This is a genomic window from Alteromonas sp. 4NS20-0143, assembly GCF_057542855.1.
Window position 1 is genome coordinate 191,111 of record NZ_BAAJLR010000003.1, and the last position, 19,705, is coordinate 210,815.

Consider the following 19,705-nt stretch of genomic DNA (forward strand, 5'->3'; position numbering starts at 1 on the left):
GAGCTAAAATGACCACATTAATTAGCTTTATAATCCCTCACAAAGGTAGAGAGAAGATGCTTATCGACACCCTCGATAGTATAAAGCATCAAACCCTGCCAGCAGATCAATTTGAAGTGGTTCTTGTTAGCCAAAATACCAATGTATCGCCTAGGCTCAAAGAGTTTGAGCAGTTCTTTTCTTTAAATATCATTTACAACGACGATGCAAAAAGTATTTCGCATTCTAGAAACCTAGGCGCGGAAAAAGCGACAGGGACTTATTTTGCATTTCTCGATGCTGATGTCAGTCTTGCAAGTGACTATGCGTTGGTAATGCTTCAAAAACTACAGCAATCATCTTCACTTGCCTTAGTTGCTGCAATGCAAATTAACTCTGAAAATGCGCCTCCGCTAGAGCGAATAAGAACCGCGCTTAGCAATGCTGAATTAGATACCACCGTAAGCTTTTTGCCTGGTAGAAATCTGTTTTTGCACAAAGACATCTTTGCAAAAGTAAATGGCTTTCCAGAACACCTTTTAACCTGCGAAGATTATTATTTTACTGGCCAGGTTAACGAACATGGCGACCTTTACTACACCTCTGAGGCCCATTACGTGCACTTAGGAGAAGACAAAGCCTTCGGCCCCATGTTCAAAAAAGAAATTTGGCGCGGACAATCAAATATAGCGTCAGCCAGTGGCAGGCCGATACCGCTTCGTGAGCTACCCAGCTTTATAGTTCCTTTTGCCGTTACCATAGGCATTATAATTTTATTGCTTTGCCTACTGTATTCACAAACCAACTTCGCTATTATATTCAGCATAATCGCAGGAGCACCTCTTTTGGCATATACATTTAGGCTTAAAAAGTTGGTAGGCAACACAGTATCGTTTTTTAATTGCCTACGCTTTTACCTTGTATACTTTCCAGCAAGAGCCATAGGAACACTATTAGGAGCACGCGGCGCGGTAACCACCAGCTCGCATAAATAATAATGAAAATATTGCAGTTTATTTGTTCTACAGGGTTTTATGGCGCAGAACGCTGGGTATTAGCACTGTCTAAACACATGCCTGGCAATGTGATTAGCGAGCTGGCAGTAACGTTAGAGCCCGGCACGGAAGATTTAGAACTCGTTAAACAATTCAGTCCCATCGGTAAAACCCATCACATTCCTATGCATGGCCGGTTCGATTTAGGTGCAGTCAAAAAACTCGCTGCACTCATAAAAGACAACAACATCGATATTATTCATACCCATGGTTACAAATCGGATATTTTAGGGGTGATGGCGGCTAAAAAAGCAGGCATTCCCTGCGTAGTGACGCCACATGGTTTTGAAAATGCGGCAGACTTTAAGCTTCGCCTATTTATTTGGGCCGGATGCCAGGCAATGCGCTTTGCAGACAAAGTGGTGCCACTTTCCAAGCAGCTAATGTCCGATGTAAAGCAATTCAATATTGCTGAAAATAAATTGGCTTATATTCAAAATGGCGTAGATTTATCAGAAGTTGAAGCTGTGAGAGTAACTAAGCAACCAAAGCCGGAAAACAGTAAAAAGATAATAGGTTTTGTGGGCCAAATGATAAGCCGCAAAAACATTACCGCCATACTAGACTGCTTTGATGCACTCTATAAAAAGCGTAATGATATAGAGCTAGTATTTCTTGGAGATGGTGAAGATAGGCTAAAGCTAGAGTCTTATGCAAAGGAGCTTCACAGCGAGAGTGCAATATCGTTTTTAGGTTTTAGAAACGATAGACTCGAGCAACTTCGTGATTTTGATATGTTTGTAATGACATCCACACTTGAAGGCATTCCGCGTTGTTTAATGGAGGCCTGCGCCATGGAAATTCCTGTGTCAGCTTATGACATTGCTGGTATTGACCAACTTATTACTCACAAAGAAAGCGGATTACTCACGCCGCTTCATGATACTCAGCAACTTAAAAAAGACTGGGAAACGTTACTAGACGATACAAATTACGCTCAGCAGCTAGCGCAAAACGCGCGCTCATTTGTGCAAGACAATTTCTCAGCACAGCGAATGGCTGATGAATACCATGAATTGTTCTCTACTATGCTAAACGAGCAACAAAATGGGTAAACCAAACGTACTGTTTGTACTCACCATAGACACTGAAGAAGAATGGCAGTGGGACAATGAGTTTCCTCAGCATGATTGTTCAGTAAAAAATGTTGAGAAGCTTCCTGCATTTCAAGACTTTTGCCAATCATTAGGCATTAGACCAACCTACTTTGTTGACTATGCAGTTGCTAACAATGACGACGGTAGCCGTATTCTTCGAGAATTTGTAAACTCGAAGCAGGCAGAGGTTGGTGCGCATTTGCACCCATGGTGTAACCCGCCCTACTTTGGTAAAACAACAGAAGCGGAATCCCATGTTATTAATTTGCCTGAAGAACAAGTTGTACAAAAACTGGATGAACTGAACCGTGTTATCAATGAAAAAATAGGGGTTACGCCGCGCTCCTTTAGAAGCGGTCGTTGGGGTATGAAAGGTAAAACGCTTGAACTGCTTGCATCGCGTGGAATTACTGTAGATAGCAGCGTGTATCCGTTTTACGAAAACCCATTCTTTCACTGCAAGGGCGCACCTAATACTCCATACTACCCTAGCTTTGACAATGCCCTTCAACCTGGCAGCCAGCGGAATATAATGGAAATCCCCGTTACTGCAGGGTTTAATGTAATGAACGATAGTCGGGCGGATAAAATACACTCAACACTATCTAAACCTCCATTTTCAGCGTTCAAAATGGTTGGAATGCTTTGGCACACCAAAATTCTTAAGAAAATTTACCTCAGTCCAGAAATGACTGACGCGAAAAGTATGATAGAGCTATGTGACTCTTCTCTTAAAAAAGAACACCCTGTTATTCATATGTATCTTCATAGTTCTAGTTTAATTGACGGGGCTACTGGATTACTGACTGCCGACAACGCTTTTTCACTCATTTGCACACGAATAGCAAAGCTTCTTAAACATTTAGAAAATCATACTAATGTATCTTTTTGTACAATCTCAGAAGCCGCAACTCTGTTATCTAATAAAAATGATGTAGTTCAACCTTACTCATTGAAAGAGGCTAGCTATGAGTAAAGGTGATACGCAACAAAACAATGAAATAATTATAGAGCGGGCGTCCGCAATAGATGCTATCTCGTGGGATAGATACGTTAATTCTCACGGCTTCGCGTCGGCCTACCACCGCTTTGCTTGGTTGCAAGCAGTTAAAGACGCTTATGGCCACGAAAGCTGTGGCATCATAGCTAAAAATAAAGAGACTCAGTGCATCGTAGGCGTAATGCCCTCAGTGCTTATGAAAACGCCTTTCTTAGGCACACAGCTTTGCGCCCTTCCCTACTGTGATGTGGGCTATGCTATTGGTGACAACGCTGAAATTGAAGAACAGTTGCGGCAGTACCTAGTGCAACAAGTCACTACAGCGAATATTAAGCGGTTAGAAATACGAAATATTAATAGCGCAGCTCAACAGCCTGAATCACTTAAACACCAAAAAGTGCGAATGCTTATGCCTCTACCTGAAAGTAGTGAAGTGCTATTGGCAGGTTTTAAATCTAAGCTTCGCAGTCAAATTCGCAAAGCTGAAAAGAATGGCTTAACTGCAGCTCTTGGTACTGAACAAAAATTCATTGACGAATTTTACAGCGTTTATGCAACGAACATGCGAGATTTAGGCTCTCCTGTACACGCTAAAAAGTGGTTTCAACAGGTAATTAAAGCATACGGCAGCAATAGCGTTATCGGTGTGGTTTACTTCGACGGCAAAGCAATTGGTGCAGGGTTAGTTATCAAAAATAACACTAATGCCTCTATTCCGTGGGCTTCAACACTTCGGGAATACAACAAACTTGCACCTAATATGCTTTTGTATTGGTCGTTATTAGCTCATTGTGCAGATAACAGTATCGAATGTTTTGATTTTGGACGCTCTACCTTTGAAGAGGGTACTTACAAATTTAAAAAGCAATGGGGTGCTGAGCCGCAATTGCTTAACTGGCAAAAGTACAATTCAGCAGGTAGACCGATTACAGAAGAAATTGATTCGTCGCAACAGAGTAAACTGCGTTCAATGGTAGAAAGCATATGGCAAAAGCTACCGCTTAGTATAACCGTTTCAGCAGGGTCGTTAATTCGACCTTACATTTCATTATAGGGATCGTAACGTATGTGCGGCATTGCAGGGTTTAGCCTGTTTAATTATCAGGAAGGTGGAAATGCTTCCTTAGAAGCGATGCACAAAGCCATCGTGCACAGAGGCCCCGACGCAAGCGGTATATATTTAGATGAACATATTGGTTTATGCCATCGCCGGCTCAGTATTTTAGATTTATCGGAAGCGGGCAATCAGCCCATGTATTCTGCCAACAATAATTTAGTTATTGTATTTAACGGTGAAATTTATAACTTTCTAGAACTACGAGCAGATCTTGAGCAACAAGGCGTTACCTTTAAAAGCCATACCGACACTGAAATAATCTTAGCGCTTTACGCGCGAGAAGGTGTTAAATGCCTCGACAAACTAAACGGTATGTTTGCTTTTGCCCTTTGGGATAAAACAAAACAAGAGCTATTTATTGCTCGCGATCGTTTAGGCAAGAAACCGCTGTACTATTTTTCTGACAAGGGCCGCTTTGCGTTTGGCTCAGAAATTAAGGCCATACTTGCACTGCAAGATATTCCAAGAGAAATACGGTTAGACGCAGTGCACGACTTTTTTGCCTATCAGTACGTGCCCGACCCCAAAAGCATTTTTAAACACATTCACAAGCTTCCCCCTGCGCATTACCTTATTTTAGATAAAAATGGGTTTTCAATAAAAGAGTATTGGGACCTAAGTTTCAAACATGTCACAGGGGACAGCGAAGAAACGAACAAACAAAAGCTTAAAACGCTGCTAGAAAAAGTAACGAAGCAGCGCATGATTAGTGATGTACCTTTAGGTGCCTTTTTAAGCGGCGGTGTAGACAGCTCTGGTGTGGTTGCCATGATGGCCGAAGCAAGCGACACGCCCGTTAAAACGTGTACCATTGGGTTCGACAATAAAGCATTTAATGAAGCGGATTTCGCACGCGAAATAGCTGAAAAATACCATACCGAGCACCATGAATTTACCGTACATCAGAATGTTGCAGAGCAATTAGAACACATTGCCAGCTTTTTTGATGAACCCTTTGCCGACCCTTCATTAGTACCCACGTTTTTTGTGTCTGAACTGGCCAGAAAGGCAGTGACCGTTGCATTAGCAGGCGATGGCGGCGACGAAATGTTCGCCGGCTATGAAAAATACACCACAGACAATATCGAAAACAAAATTAGAAATAAATTTTCTGAAAGTATTAGAAAATCGATATTCCCAAGCCTTGCAAAAATAGTCGGCGCATTACCAGGATCGCTCGGAAGAAAAGGGAAATCGCTACTTACCAGTTTATCGCACGACCCCGCCATGGGCTTTTTCATCACAAACAGTATGATGACCGACGACATGTGGAATAAGCTGGTGAAACCAGAGGTAGCCAAAACGCTTAACGATTACCACCCAAGCCAATACACGCTAGATATGTACAACAAGGCCGATGGACCAGACCATTTGAGCAAAATTTTGTACACCGACATAAAAACCTACATGACCGGCGATATATTGGTGAAAGTAGACAGGATGAGTATGGCTAACTCTTTAGAAGTACGAGCCCCAATTCTCGACTATCAAGTTGCAGAGTTTGCGGCCACCCTGCCCTCTTCACAAAAATACCGAGATGGGGAGAAAAAGTATTTACTTAAAGAAGTGTTTAAGCCCTTTATTCCAGAGTCTTTGTTATACAGGAAAAAGATGGGGTTTAGTACGCCTTTGGATGAATGGTTTAGGGGGGATTTGAAAACGTTGTCAGAATCCAGAATCATCCACGCTGCGTCTGGTTTAAAATGTCTTTTTAGAGCAGATATGATAGAAAAAGTGTGGCTAGAGCATCAATCACGCCAGCGAGATCATGGCATTGTGCTATGGAGCATGCTGATGTATCAAATGTGGTATGACCGTTATGCAGCGTAATTTTGCATTAGACTTTTTTAGGGCCCTTGCCATTATGCTAGTTTTTACTGGTCACAGTGTTTTGGCTGCAGGTTCCCCCATTATGCTTGCTCCACTTCAATTTGGAGGCACTGGCGTAGACCTCTTTTTCGTACTGTCCGGATGGCTTATCGGCAATCAACTGCTACTTGAAAAGAAAAAGTTTGGTAGCATACAAGTCCAACGATTTTGGGTACGACGTTGGATGCGGACGATGCCTGCATATTATGCCGTTTTGACATTAACTATTTTACAGTTGTATCTCACAAAAGATAATTTTTCATTTCCCTTCGCTCACCTTCTCTTTCTACAAAATTACACAGGCGACTTAAGCATTTTCACTGTAAGTTGGTCTTTATCAGTCGAAGAGCAGTTTTATCTTTTTATTGCCCCATTATTTGTGATAACTCTTAAACTACCTACACGATATCAAATATCTGTTTTACTTACATTATTAGCCTGCCCAACATTCTTTAGATTCATGGATTTCTATACTACACTTAATGAAACACACGTGCGCCTTGATTGCTGCGCTATGGGTGTACTTCTTGCCTATATGAAACATCATAAAGAGAGCCTTTGGAGTCTATTTCAGAGTAAAGCCAACCTGCTCTTCATTGTTTCTATTACCGCCTACCTCATTTTCTATATCGCAAGATATAACCCAGAACTAGATATCAGCGGCCCCAGTAAATTGCTTCTGGCATTAATATTCGGGATATGGGTTTTATGGAGCGACCAAACAAATTATTCATCTAACAATCTATTCACCAAAATTGTGATGCATATATCAACGCGCTCATATGCAATGTATTTGTTACATGTGGATGCTCTTTCATTACTGAAAAAGTTAGAATTAGAGGGGAATTTCTTTGCATTTTTTGCTCTAGCACTAGCGGTAACAATGCTTTTGTCCGAGTGCCTCTATAGAGCTATCGAGCTCCCTTTTATGAAGTCTCGAAGCAGGTTTGCTTTTTCAAAGTCTCGCAGTGCAATGCATCATTCTTCTAGGAATGCAAAAACGGTATGATTAAGGTCCTACATGTAACATATGATATGCGCATTGGCGGCACTGAAATGGTAATTAAAAATATCATCGAAGGGTGTGACAACAAATCATTCCAAATGTCAATTTACTGCATAGAGCCAAACCTTGGCCCATGGGGGCAAGATCTAAAGAACCGCGGACTTACTGTTTCTATTTACGAGAGGCGCCAAGGATTTGACTTTTCTTTAATTAAGGCACTCAGAAAGTATATCAGAGACAACAATATAGATATTATCCACTGCCACCAATACACCCCATGGGTTTATGGGGCACTAGCGTCATTAATGTTGAATACCAAAGTTTTATTTACCGAGCATGGCAGATTCTACCCTGACACAACTAGCTGGAAGCGCCGGTTAGTCAACCCAATATTAAGCTTTCTGACTGATGGTATAACTGTCATTGCAAAGGCAACTAAGCAAGCACTAGTAGAATATGAATTCCTCAAAGAAGAGCGCATTAAAGTCGTTTACAACGGAATAGAAGCAGTAAATGTAGATAAATCTAGATATGGTATTTTAAGAAGTTCTTTGAAAATACCTGTCGATGACCATGTCATTGGAACTATAGCCAGACTTGACCCTATCAAAAATCAAGCGATGCTGCTTCGCTCATTCGCTTTAGTCCTTGAAGAAATCAACAATGTTACCTTACTCATTATTGGTGATGGTGAGGAAAGAGAGCAACTTGAGGAGCTTGCAAAAAAATTGGGCGTGAGGGAACAAGTTATATTTACAGGTTATAAGCCTAACCCTTACGAGTATTTGAAGTTAATGGAACTTTTCTTACTCCCTTCATTTTCAGAGGGCACATCAATGACTTTGCTTGAATCTCTAAGCTTGGGAGTTCCGTGTGTGGTTACAAATGTTGGTGGCAACCCAGAGATAATCGAACATAATTTCACAGGGTTAGTGACTCCCTCTGATGAACATGAAAAATTTGCAAGTGCGATAGTTGAGTTACTCTTCGATAGCGAGCGTTGTGTTCAATTTTCTATAAATGCCAAAAAAGCATTTCAATCTTGTTTTACGCAACAAATCATGCAAAGACAATACGCAGCGATGTATCAACAGTTGGCTGAAAAAAACCAAAGTAGAGGGCTCACTGAATAATGGGCAATACACTAGTTTTACTACTTTTACCAATACTACTTATATATTCAATAAAACGCCCGTGGTTTGGTATTACGATGTATTACCTCTTTTCTATTCTCCAACCAAAGTATATTTGGTTTTGGATTTTTCCGCCTGACTTATCCATTACAAAATATTTGGTAGTCTCAACCTTTTTAGGTGTTTCTTATCGCATAGTTAAAGGAGAATACAAATTAAGCTTTTTCTCATCGAAACAAAACATTTGTATATTTATACTTTTCATTTGCTTGTATATCAGTCATTTCTTATCTCCCTATCCAAACCTTATTCCCTCGCTTGGAGATAGCCTGATTCTAACTACAATGAATACCATTGTGGCCGTATATTTCTTAGGTCAAATGTGTAAACCAACAGAAAAAGAATTGTTTCAACTTGGACTGATTTTCGCAGGAATCGTAGTCTACTATGCCTACTGGGCAAATATGCAATATATCAGTGGCGAGATGTATTTCTATAGCATAAACGGGCGCTTACGGGGACCACAAGGCAGTACCTATTGGGATGAAAATGGCTTTTCTGTTGTATTTATTTTGAGCTTACCTTTCTTGGCCTTCTTATATTTTGTTTTTACTAAAATATGGTTGCGCGTTTTTATTATTGGCGCCACGTTCGCCGCGTTACATGGATTAATTCTTATCGGCTCAAGAGGTGCCTTATTGGCATTTGTAGCAATGGCACTTTACGCATTATTCTTTTTAATAAAGAACAAAAAAGGTCGTAGACCCTACGGGCTGATCATAACAATAATTGCTAGTTTGATACTCGTTTTCATTTTTCAAGGGGGGCAATTAAGAGAACGAACCAACTCAACTGTTGCAGCAACACAATCGGAGGCATCCGAACCTGTAGACCCTAGAATAAGTGCGTGGTCGGTAGGAAAAGATATGATTTTCGACCATCCTTTGTTTGGTGTCGGCGTTCAGCGCTTCTTACTTGCAGCACACACAGAGTTCCCAGGAAGAACTGTAAATGTTGCGCACAATACGTTTATACAGATAGCGGCGAACTCGGGACTGATTGCAGGTAGTATGTGGCTATTGACATTGTGGTTTACATTTAAACAGTTAAAAAGTCTTGGCTCTAATGCTCAGCTGTCTACTTCAACTCAATATTTGGTAAACGCAACGCGCACTTCTTTAATTGGCTATATTATTGTTAGCGTATTCCTTGATTTGCTAATCGCGGAACAGTTTTATGCATTAATATTACTCTCTTTTTTGTTAATTAGATTTTCCAAACTGAACGTTTCTGAATAAATTCTATCTTTAGATACACTAGTCGCTAAAACACATAATTTCGATCTATTAGCTTTTACTGACGAATGTGAGCAAGTAAATATGACTTCCACTTTTTAAGAGAGAGTGGGTCAAAACGCAGCCCATTTCGCATAAAAATAAGCCTATCTTCTTTTAAAGGGCTATGGCCGCCTAAATGCCAAAAATAAAAATCTGAAATCTTTTTGTGTACTATTTTGAGCTCACGCTTATTTAGTTTCACGTACTTCTCGTACTGTTTATAGCCAAATATGAGCTCTAAATATGTTGCACTTACTTTGTGGTGATTTTCTTTTCCTGAACTAGTGGTATTATTTTCATGCTCAAACACACTTACCAAAACATCAGTTATAAACCCCCCTCGCAGCTTGTGTTTTAGCAAAATTACAGCCATTAACCGGTCTTCGCCTATTCTTATGTTTGGAATAGTTATTCGGTCGAAAACGGCTTTTTTAAAAAGAGTATTTTGAAACCCCATATAGAGGCCACTCCTAAGCTGCTCCTCAATTGCTCTCTCAGAATTTAACTTATAAACATTGTGCTCTAATATTTCAGAAAAGGTGACGAATGGCCTAGGTTTATTATTAACGTAGAAGCTGTTTGGGACCAAAAGCTTATTGTCGCCTAAACTACGTCTTTCAATAGGACAATAAACCCAGTCTAATTCATTCCTCAAAATTACGTTTTGAAGTGATTCAAGGTAAGACTCAACCCAGAGGTCGTCACTGTCAAAAAAAGCTATAAACCTCCCTTTCGAATGCTTAACGCCAGCTTGTCTCGCGGCCGCAGCCCCCTGATTATATTGAAAAAAATAAGATATTGAGAAAAAATATTTACTTCTAATACTTTCGACCATTTCACGTGTGTTATCAGTGCTGCCATCGTCAACTATTACAACTTCTATTTCTTTGAAAGATTGAGCACTGATATTGTCGAGCGCGCGCTGTAGAAATGAGGCTCTGTTGTAACAGGGCATTACAATACTAATCATTATCTATTACCAATAAATTGAATCTAAAGTGGCCAACCGTAACCGTAATAATTACGGTTGAATTCTATCTTAAAATTATGATTCAGAGAGAATAAACTCTTCAATAATCTAAAAGGCGTGGATTCCGCATCATTCGCTATATTTAGCTGAACATAGTCGAAACTCAACGGATTTTGATTGCGCAATTTTGGGAAGGTAATGCGAACCAAGCATAGAAGGCTTCTTTCCGGTATCGTTATCACTCGCGTAACTGCTTGTAACTCATAGTGATGCTCATCTTCTTTAGCGGCTTAAATTTGGCGGAAATAGTGCTAACTCCTAAAAATCTAAAAGCGTACCCAAATTACACCTGAAGCTGCAGGTGGCCTTCATTGTTTAGTAGTGATTAAAACTAAACTTCTTTTTCACTAAATTCAAATTTTCTAGAGATAACTCCTATGGTTCTTTCGAATATTAACTTCCAAAGGAAGTGAAGCCTAACCTCTAAAACCCTATTTATAAAAACTGATAGCAACAACACCAGTAAAAATACTACTGACATAACAAAATATTTATTATCATTGTTAGCAAATTCATTTAGGACAATGTAACCAAAGTGCATATGAATAAGGTATATTGGGTACGTAAGACTACCAGCCAATCTAGAAAATATTAGTTTTAAAGTTCTGCCGCGCATAGATATTTGATACAAAAAAATAGCAAAAAACATCGTCACTATCATCCAACCAACTTGACTGCTGTACTCCATATTATTTTTGATTGAGGTAATCTGAACATTAGTAATAGTGTAATTCACACAGAGATAGTATGTAGTAAGTAAAGATAGAACTCTGGCCGTAGACACTTTCTCACTTAAAGTGGCAAAAATTGCTCCCGCAGAAAAATAACTAAAGTACCCACCAAGGAAAATAAAGTTATCTAATCCGAAAATAAGGGCTAGTAACATGACAAATGGCCAGCTCATAAATATTTGGACAAGATACTTTTTTAAGCCAAGCAGTATCAAAAGATATACAGCAATGTAGAATTCAATCTCGTAAACTAAGGTCCAATAAACGCCGTCCACATGCATAATGCCTAAAAAGCTTTGCAACATTGTCAGATTTAACAAAACTTGAGATATATAAACCTGGAGTTGCTCTCCCCCAAAAGCTAACGACACAATTGATGTAAAAATAACGGCAAACCAATATGCCGGGTACAAGCGAACAGCACGGTTGACTATAAACGAAGATGCGCTTCTTTTAGTGGCTGAAAGGAAAATAACAAAACCACTAATCATAAAGAACAATTCAACCCCCAAATAACCATACTTAGTAAATGATGAAATAATCTCATCAAATTGAAAGCTATTCACTTTGCCAACATTTACTCCAGAGAACGTATAGTGATAGGTTAACACTGAAAGTGCTGCAAAAAATCGACAATAATCGAGCAGTTCTAATCGCTTCATTTTATCTGGCTACCGCCTTGACGATTATGTTTTTAATTTCCATATTTAGCAGGAATACCAAAAACAGCCACACTACGGCCATTGCGATAAACGCACAACACAGTAAAGAGAGTAATGATAGCCCTAAATCTGACAATACATTTTGGACAGCTGCTGATGCTAATAGGCAGGCAATGGTTAGTATAAACGTTTTGTTAAACGACTTGAGTAACGCTAACCACGAGACGTCTAGTGACTTTGATACCAAACAATGCGTATATATGAAAATTGCTACTGCTGAACAAGCCATACCAATAGCTGAGCCATATAACCCATCAAAATAAAAACCAATAGAAACCCCTAATACAGTCGTTAAAAGTTGCAGTACTGAGCGGTACATAAGACTGTTTTCACCTTGTTTTACCAATAGTATTTGGCGATAAAAAGGGTGGATATTAATGAAAGCTCCCCAGACTGCTAAAGGAGCCGCTAGTAAACTAGAAATCTCCCATTGGTCACCGAACAACAAAAGCACAAGCGAGCCTCCAAAAGTTGCTAGACTCAAGATAATAGGAAGTGATATGGCATGAACTAAGTTTGTGGCGTAAACATAGCTGTTTACATCTTGTTTATTCTTCGAAGAAAAGTAGGGCATTGCTACAGGCTTAAAGCCGGCGATCAGCATATGAGCAATCAAATTTATAGTGCTCATACCTTTCGATTGAAATGCGACATCTGCTGGTGTGCTCATTTTTCCCACCAGTACTTCTGGCGCACTAATAGCAATCCTTTCAACAAGCGTCGAACCAATAATCTTACCACTATAACTAACGATGTCTCCGACTCCAGAAAATGAAGGGAGATAACGCATTCCCGGTGCACGTAAAGCCAAACTTGCTAATAATTGTGCAACTGACCCCGCAACGATACCACCAATAAGTGCGTAGATCGAACTGGTAAACTTATATATACAAATAGTCGTTCCCATCATTATTATCGTTTGTGCCCAATCAATAATAATTTTGTGCAAAAACAAAAAGTGTCGAGTGAGTAATGCGGAATTTACGGAGATCAGTGGAGATAAGAAAAAATTAGTAGATGCCAGTAAAATAAATAACTTGAGTTCTTCAAACTCAAAGAAGCTTTCTATATAGCTAGATGATAGCGCTAATACACCTCCCGCAAAGAAAGAAAATAATGTTGTCACTCCAAGACATAACTTTACTGTCTCTTTTGATAAATCTTTTTGTCTTATTAAATAGTCACCAATTCCGCCAGATTTAAGGGCTTCACAAATACCAACAACGGCAAGTGTCAAAGACAGAACTCCCAGCTGCTCGGGGGTGAATAGCCTAGCAACATACATTGAATAACCTAACGAAACTAGTTGGAAAGAGTAAAGAGACAATGCTGATACTATTGATGCGGATTTAGGCGAAAGTGCTCTCAAAAACGACCTCTCAGGTATTTCAAGGTAGCTCTAAACACCTTAAAGCTAGATACATTATTTAAAAAATAATTAAAACGAGTTGGCTTCATATATATTTTGTAATTCTTCTATCTTATTCCTAGAACATTGTCACAAATTCCGCGATTAAAGCTTATGCGTTTTGACTAGGAGGGATTGATTATGATGAATAAATCTAAAATCCAAGGATTCAAGTCATAGGAGCACCACACTAAGTATATTTGACCGCACTGAGTAATTTAACGCGTTGAACATAGCCTTAAATCTACTCATGGTTCGGCGGTGACTAATCAGCCCACCTTAGCCGCCTATTCACCAATACTCAATAGCACGATAGGAGTACTAATACACAATTTTAAGCAGAACGACTTCACCACTTAATTACTTCGGACTATATAATCTCATAAGGGTAACAAGTTCCACCCGTTTCATGGTGCCGAATCTCACAAATTATTATCCTGCCACTTACGTCCAAACAATTTCCGATTTATCAGTAACTAAAACCCACATTAGGAAATCTGCTATCAGGTATCGCTGCCTCCGCTCTGCTTGTAACTCATGAAAATACTCATTTTTATTTGGCAAATAGAGAGTAGCATCACAAGGCAGTTGCAAGCTTCCCGCAGCAAGAAAAGACTGGTCATTCTCGTAAAAAACGTTCATTTTGAAGCTCGTAAACTTTACACTAAAGGCAGAATATTTTCTTCGTCATATTAAATAAAAAATAACTTCTTAATATTTTTTATCATTCTTTTCGCTATCATTCATGTTAATCGACTGGTAAATTTGCGCCATTTTCATACGTCTTTTTTCGAAAGAGAACTTATCCCCAGTTGTCGCCATTCCTTGCTCTCCAATTTTTCTTCTTTTTCCTGGTGATTCGATTAATTCAGGTAGAATATCAACTAATTGGCGAGTGATGTGGTCTTTAAAGTCGCTAGGCAGTGTTGAAACATAGCAGCCCTTGAACATCTTTTTGCATTCATAACTACTAATATCAACCATATAACCGTTAACACCATGTTCAATCATTTCAGGGATTGCCATATAGTTTGTTGAAACCACAGGGATCCCAAACGACATTGCTTCAAGTACAGCAAATCCAAATGCATCGCCGTAAGTCGGGAGCAAATAAATATCCGTTTGAGGAAGTATTTCATTTAAAAAAACCTCTCTTTTTACTCGCCCCATGGTAATTGATGGGTTACTCCTTATTCTCTGTAGGTAAGAGTCCCGCATCGTCGCATCATCAGTATGAAAATCGATAGTTTCATTGCAACACAGCCTTAACTTTATATTGGGGTAGGTAAGTTGCAGTTGTTCAAATACATCAACAACATTGGCGCCGCCTTTAATGAAAAAATTACCGTTAAACAAAAATTGGACGCTCTTCGACTCTGAGTACTGAATTAGGCTTTTAGGAGCAGTCCGAATCGCCGGATAAACAACATGCGACTTATTCCAAATTCGTTCATCTTTAATATTTCCGTAGTTCTTGAGTGTTTGCCTACCAGCTTCGCTCCAAAACAATAATCCTTTGAAATTGTCACATAAAAAAAGCCTGTTCATTAAAGCTATTCTTAGTGCTTTCGGCAATGGAAGCCCAATAAAATTAAAAGCAACAGCTTCCTCGTAACAGGCTAGAGAATATAACCACGGTTTATTTGTTTTGGCTGGCGTTAAAATGGCTTCTACGAGGTCAACTTCACTGTCTTTATAGGAACTCATAAAACCTTTCATTGGGCTTTTAAGCCATAAAGATCCCTTTCGTTGATATTCCAAGAAGTGGTAATTTATACCCGTTGGTGGCACTTTAGCTTGTTCCTGCGCCATTCCATGCTGTTCAGTCAGCCCAATAATCATTTCCACACCTGACATCGATTAAATTAGTTTCAAAGAAACAGTGTAAGCATATTCTATTTGCGCGCAATCGCCTGTTAAGCCAAATGTCATTACTTTGACCTCCCCTTTTGCGTTAGATATCTTTTTAGAGATTTTGACTTTGCTAGGGAAAGAGGTCTCTATCGCCACAGTCTGCCCTGTTCCGTAATCAATGGTATAATTCCTTTTATTGAAAGATACAACATTATCAAGCAAAATCGGCCATGAAAAAAGCACGTCTTTTCGACTTAGCATTACTCCAATTATTTTTGTCTCAATAACTAGTTGCCCGTCAATTAGTCTATAAATTCTTTCTACTTCAGCGCCTCCATATTGATGAGACATAATTACTGCGTTATTTGAATCACATTCTAGCTGACCACGACCAAAAGGTAACTCCTCATTTATAACAGGAAAGTCACTCGTAAAAATTTGGCTGGCGTAGTGTAAATTCAAACACGGAAGAAGGCTCTTAGCCCCCCTCTTTCCGAATAAAGCTATTCCTGCGCCACCGGTGATATGTTTTCCTTCTGACCATGCATAAGATTTGTCACAACCACTAAAAATTACTAAATACAAACTTGAATCAGAGACTGTTGCGTATCCGGCGTCATTAGCTATATATGTTTTACTTTCTTGTAAAGGCAAATCACAGCTGGGTACACTTATCTCTTTAGATATGTCCAGTGCACGTAATAAAAAGTAACCGCACAAACCGTTATAGGGAGTTTCACAGTGGTTCCACCCCATTCGCTGTTTGATGTGAGGATTCAAGCCCGTCGGTACCATGCCATTGGAAGTTTGAAAATCACGAATACGCTTAACAGCTAAGTAAGCAGCTTTGAGAAACTGCTCTCTTTCACTTTTATATTCTGTTATTTGAGCGGCTTTATGAAAAGCTAAAGCACAGCTTGCTGACTGGTGTAGGTTATTTGATGCACGCCCCACATATGCAGGCTCGCCTTCGGGCCCAAAAACAGCAAGAGAAAAACGAACTGCTTGCATAAAACTCTTTTTCAGAGTTGCACTATCTGAGTAGAACAGGGCTTGTGCAAGACAAGCCGTCGAATATTGATGATAAGTTAAATCATGAGCATCTGGATAAGCTTCTATATTGTCGTGATATAAGCCGTCTGCAGTCTGATCAGAAACAACTCTAGCTAAATCTGTTTCAATTTTTTTATCCGTTGATAATTGCAAGTGATGACAAAGTGCCTTCCAGTGGCATCTCAATGCAAAAACATTTGTTGGCTCGTAAAAATCTTCAACTAACGCGTGTGGGAATGTGGAAAACTCAGGAAGCTTTTCACCAAATTGATGAATAACTTCTAATATTGCCGCATTTTTGAAATCTGAATGATGCCATGCTATGTGACTGGGTCTGTATCGAGGATAAATGCGATTAAGGAACTCCCATGTTTTCCGCGCCGCCTCAAGCCAACATAGCTCTTTAGTTCTCTCGTAAATTTTAAGAAAAAGTAGGGTAGAATAGCCATCAGCATAATAATTTCCGGGAACTTGCGGGGGATAGTGTATTCCTTCTGCATTAATATGCTCATCATAGATACCACCGTCATCATAACACTCTAGAATGTACGATCCCTTACTGTCTTTTTCAATATGAAAGCAGATCCCTTGGAAGTGTGATAATTCAGTTATTTCAGGTTTTTCACAAGCATTTTTTATCTTTTTTAAACTGTCGAATATGAAAGGGAACTTCTTGATAACTTTCTTCAAGGCATGCTGTGTGCCAGGTTTATGCCCGTTTTCACTCGGGAGTTCTCCCTCTGATGCGACTTTATTAAATTGTTGCAGTCCGTTAAAGTCGTTTAACGTGTACAGTTTTCCACTATTATCTAACTTAAAAAACTGTCCGATTTTTACGTTAATTTCTGATTTTTTTGAAATTAATTGATAACTCTCTTCTGTTAACTTGACTATTCTTAAAGAAATATCGGGTTTAGCACAAAACGAAAATGCGCGAATGTAAGTGTTGGTTTCATCTTCTAACAGTTGAACGCTCGGTTGGCAAATCAATTGCCTCTTTAGGAATAAACCTTGTTGATATGCGACAGAAAAATACAAATCATTAAAAGACTCAGACTGAATGTTATCCACGTTGAACGGTTCCATAGAAGTTGATTAGCTGCTTTACATAAATTTCTGGAGAGGCGAGCTTTTCAACATATGACCGTGCGAACTGCCCCATTTCGTCTAAGTTAGCATATTTAGATTTTTGCATTCCATTCACCACGCTGCTCACATCATTCGCATCAACTAACCACCCAGTTTGGTTATGTACAACTGTTTCAGGAAGCCCATCTACGTCATTTACAATACTTGGCACCATGTAACTAGCTGCCTCTAAAGGGGTTCTTCCTAATGGCTCACTTAGCGATAACAGCAACAACACGTTCAAACTTGAGTAAAATTCCGCAACATCGTCAATATGCCCTAACCAAAACACACGATTCTCCATACCGTGCTCTTCTACTATTTCCATACATTGTGACTTGTATTTCTCACCTTTACTGGGATCTGCTCCGGCAATAAAGAGAAAATCCTCCGAGAATTCTGGAGATGCAAATGCAAGCAATAACGTTTCAAGGTTTTTAACCGGCGAAATCTGACCAACGTAACCAAACACAAAACTATCTGCCTTAACAGCCAGTTTAGATCTCAGTGTATTCTCCACTTTTAACACGCCGGCCTCACTTGTGTCTTTTAACTCAATAGGGTTAATTATTTTTTTTGATGTTGCTATGAGCTTATTATCAACGTAACAATGCAGCTCATCAAAAATATGGCTTGAAATTGCCACAGCACCATCAATTCCCCCTTTTAACCACCAGTTTGAAGAGCCGTCAATTGGGTCCCTAAAATGAGATATAAGAGGAGTATTGAAAATGCGTTTAGCAAACTGCAAGGGGGGAACACTCCATATCTGGTTACTATGAAGCACATTAACCCTCTCCCTTTTGAGCGCTAACAAAATCTTGTGTTGATTGATTGCATAGCGCAGACTGTGACGCCAGGAAAAGATGTCTAAGCTCACCGAATATACTTTGATATTTTGACCTATCGCCCAAGAAATCATTGGTGAGGTTGGAGGACAAAAAAGAACGCAACTCACACTTTCGTTAATTAGGCTTTTAATGGTTAGTTGAAGTGAGCGCTCTGAACCACTAATAAAAGGTGCTAACGCGAAAAATGCAACTTTCATGACATAACTGCCTGATAGATAATGTTAATTTTTTCGGCTAGTTGCTTTGCATTAAATTCGCGAAATGCCCTTTCTTTTCCTTTCTCTGCCATATCTCTTAAGACTACGGGCTGATCGATAAACTCCAATACGCGCTGAATTAATAGCTCTTTATTGCATTCATCAATGATTCCACGTTCATCGGATAGAACTTCTTTAACAGACCCCCCTGCGTAGCCAAATACAGGTTTTTCAAAGGCCATTGCTTCACAAACACTCATACCAAATGTTTCTAACTCGCTTGTACTGACAAATAAATCAATTGCCTGATAAAAAGGTGCTACATCTTCTGTATTTCCTGGCATAAAAACAAAATCATCCATATCAAGCGAACTTATTTTTGCCTTTAGTTCATCAAAGTAAGCTTGTTCACCAAACTTACCTCCCCCGAGTATAACACCGTATGCGCTTTTCCCTGTCTGCTTGAGTGCCACCACTAGATCTATAAAATCTTCTAGCCTTTTTCTTCGTCTAATGACGCTTGCTGTTCCGAGAAATATTGCTTCATCAGGTACATTGAACGAGTTACGAAAGTAATTACGTTGATTCTTGAAAGCAGTTAGCTCATCGAGATCTCTGCCATTTCCAACTACGCTCACCCGAATTGGCGGGGTCGCCTCAGGGATATCATGTTTACTCTTTAGAAGCTGATCCTCGGAGGTAAACATCAATGCTTTCGGACCCATTTTTCCACCAAAAGCCCACTGACCAAAACCATCTCCCAGAACGAAACGAACCCCAACCACCACTGGAATTCTTAACATATAAGCAGCTAGTTTAATGGAGGGGAAGTTATCGTGTTCATTTACGTGAACTAACTCGATATTCTCGTTTCTAAGTATTCGCAACCACTCCAAAGTCGTTTTAATGCTTCTGACGGGGCTTGTTAACTGTATGGTATCGAAGCTTGCATCATAAACTCTGATCCCATCTGACTTTAGTTTTTCTTTCCAAGGCCCCTCTGAATTAAACGCAACAACTGGGTTAATATTATAGATGTCTTTATTACTGAAAAGTGCATCTAAAACACACGTGGTACTTCGGAGAGAAGAATTGTGCGTAACATATAAAATATTCATTTTTAGCTTTTTCTTATACG

The 19,705-nt window shown here is 39.5% G+C and carries 16 protein-coding genes; 8 read left to right on the top strand and 8 right to left on the bottom strand.

The annotated features are described in order from the left end of the window. The first annotated feature begins 8 nt into the window (after positions 1 to 8). Genes AC27HD_RS08135 through AC27HD_RS08170 form a run of 8 tightly spaced genes read left to right on the top strand, consistent with a single transcriptional unit; the run spans position 9 to position 9,554 of the window. A complete protein-coding gene (locus AC27HD_RS08135) occupies positions 9 to 974 on the top strand; it encodes a glycosyltransferase family 2 protein (RefSeq protein WP_487104939.1) in 966 nt (321 codons plus the stop codon). 2 nt (positions 975 to 976) lie between these two features. After that, the gene (locus AC27HD_RS08140) at positions 977 to 2,089 is read left to right on the top strand and encodes a glycosyltransferase (RefSeq protein ID WP_487104941.1); all 1,113 of its coding nucleotides are present in this window, start codon (positions 977 to 979) and stop codon (positions 2,087 to 2,089) included. After that, positions 2,082 to 3,107, top strand: a complete 1,026-nt coding sequence (locus AC27HD_RS08145) for a polysaccharide deacetylase family protein (protein WP_487104943.1) — start codon at positions 2,082 to 2,084, stop codon at positions 3,105 to 3,107. The genes AC27HD_RS08140 and AC27HD_RS08145 overlap by 8 nt, the downstream gene beginning before the upstream one ends. After that, positions 3,100 to 4,185, top strand: a complete 1,086-nt coding sequence (locus AC27HD_RS08150; RefSeq protein WP_487104945.1) for a GNAT family N-acetyltransferase — start codon at positions 3,100 to 3,102, stop codon at positions 4,183 to 4,185. Before AC27HD_RS08145 ends, AC27HD_RS08150 begins: the two co-directional genes overlap by 8 nt. A 12-nt stretch (positions 4,186 to 4,197) precedes the next feature. Beyond that, positions 4,198 to 6,078, top strand: a complete 1,881-nt coding sequence (asnB, locus tag AC27HD_RS08155; protein WP_487104947.1) for an asparagine synthase (glutamine-hydrolyzing) — start codon at positions 4,198 to 4,200, stop codon at positions 6,076 to 6,078. Next, the gene (locus AC27HD_RS08160; RefSeq protein WP_487104949.1) at positions 6,068 to 7,126 is read left to right on the top strand and encodes an acyltransferase family protein; all 1,059 of its coding nucleotides are present in this window, start codon (positions 6,068 to 6,070) and stop codon (positions 7,124 to 7,126) included. Before asnB ends, AC27HD_RS08160 begins: the two co-directional genes overlap by 11 nt. Next, a complete protein-coding gene (locus AC27HD_RS08165; RefSeq protein ID WP_487104951.1) occupies positions 7,123 to 8,256 on the top strand; it encodes a glycosyltransferase family 4 protein in 1,134 nt (377 codons plus the stop codon). The genes AC27HD_RS08160 and AC27HD_RS08165 overlap by 4 nt, the downstream gene beginning before the upstream one ends. Then, positions 8,256 to 9,554, top strand: a complete 1,299-nt coding sequence (locus AC27HD_RS08170; protein ID WP_487104953.1) for an O-antigen ligase family protein — start codon at positions 8,256 to 8,258, stop codon at positions 9,552 to 9,554. Before AC27HD_RS08165 ends, AC27HD_RS08170 begins: the two co-directional genes overlap by 1 nt. 55 nt (positions 9,555 to 9,609) lie before the next feature. On the opposite strand, the gene AC27HD_RS08175 is transcribed toward AC27HD_RS08170, so the two are convergent. From AC27HD_RS08175 to AC27HD_RS08210, 8 genes are all read right to left on the bottom strand, one after another. Beyond that, a complete protein-coding gene (locus AC27HD_RS08175; protein ID WP_487104955.1) occupies positions 9,610 to 10,563 on the bottom strand; it encodes a glycosyltransferase family 2 protein in 954 nt (317 codons plus the stop codon). Between the two features lie 391 nt (positions 10,564 to 10,954). Continuing rightward, positions 10,955 to 12,016: an acyltransferase family protein gene (locus AC27HD_RS08180; protein ID WP_487104957.1), complete on the bottom strand. Its 1,062-nt coding sequence runs from the start codon at positions 12,014 to 12,016 to the stop codon at positions 10,955 to 10,957. Position 12,017: 1 nt separating this feature from the next. Continuing rightward, positions 12,018 to 13,445 carry an oligosaccharide flippase family protein gene (locus tag AC27HD_RS08185; RefSeq protein ID WP_487104959.1) on the bottom strand — a complete coding sequence of 476 codons (1,428 nt, stop codon included), beginning with the start codon at positions 13,443 to 13,445 and terminating at the stop codon, positions 12,018 to 12,020. Between the two features lie 483 nt (positions 13,446 to 13,928). Next, positions 13,929 to 14,126, bottom strand: a complete 198-nt coding sequence (locus AC27HD_RS08190) for a hypothetical protein (protein WP_487104961.1) — start codon at positions 14,124 to 14,126, stop codon at positions 13,929 to 13,931. Between the two features lie 69 nt (positions 14,127 to 14,195). Further along, positions 14,196 to 15,326, bottom strand: a complete 1,131-nt coding sequence (locus AC27HD_RS08195; protein ID WP_487104963.1) for a glycosyltransferase family 4 protein — start codon at positions 15,324 to 15,326, stop codon at positions 14,196 to 14,198. A gap of 18 nt (positions 15,327 to 15,344) precedes the next feature. Continuing rightward, a complete protein-coding gene (locus tag AC27HD_RS08200; protein WP_487104965.1) occupies positions 15,345 to 17,462 on the bottom strand; it encodes a hypothetical protein in 2,118 nt (705 codons plus the stop codon). Further along, positions 17,455 to 18,567, bottom strand: coding sequence for a glycosyltransferase family 4 protein (locus AC27HD_RS08205; RefSeq protein ID WP_487104967.1), 1,113 nt, complete (start codon positions 18,565 to 18,567; stop codon positions 17,455 to 17,457). The genes AC27HD_RS08200 and AC27HD_RS08205 overlap by 8 nt, the downstream gene beginning before the upstream one ends. Then, on the bottom strand, positions 18,564 to 19,685 hold the full coding sequence (locus AC27HD_RS08210) for a glycosyltransferase family 4 protein (RefSeq protein ID WP_487104969.1): 1,122 nt from the start codon (positions 19,683 to 19,685) through the stop codon (positions 18,564 to 18,566). Before AC27HD_RS08210 ends, AC27HD_RS08205 begins: the two co-directional genes overlap by 4 nt. Between the last annotated feature and the right edge of the window lie 20 nt (positions 19,686 to 19,705).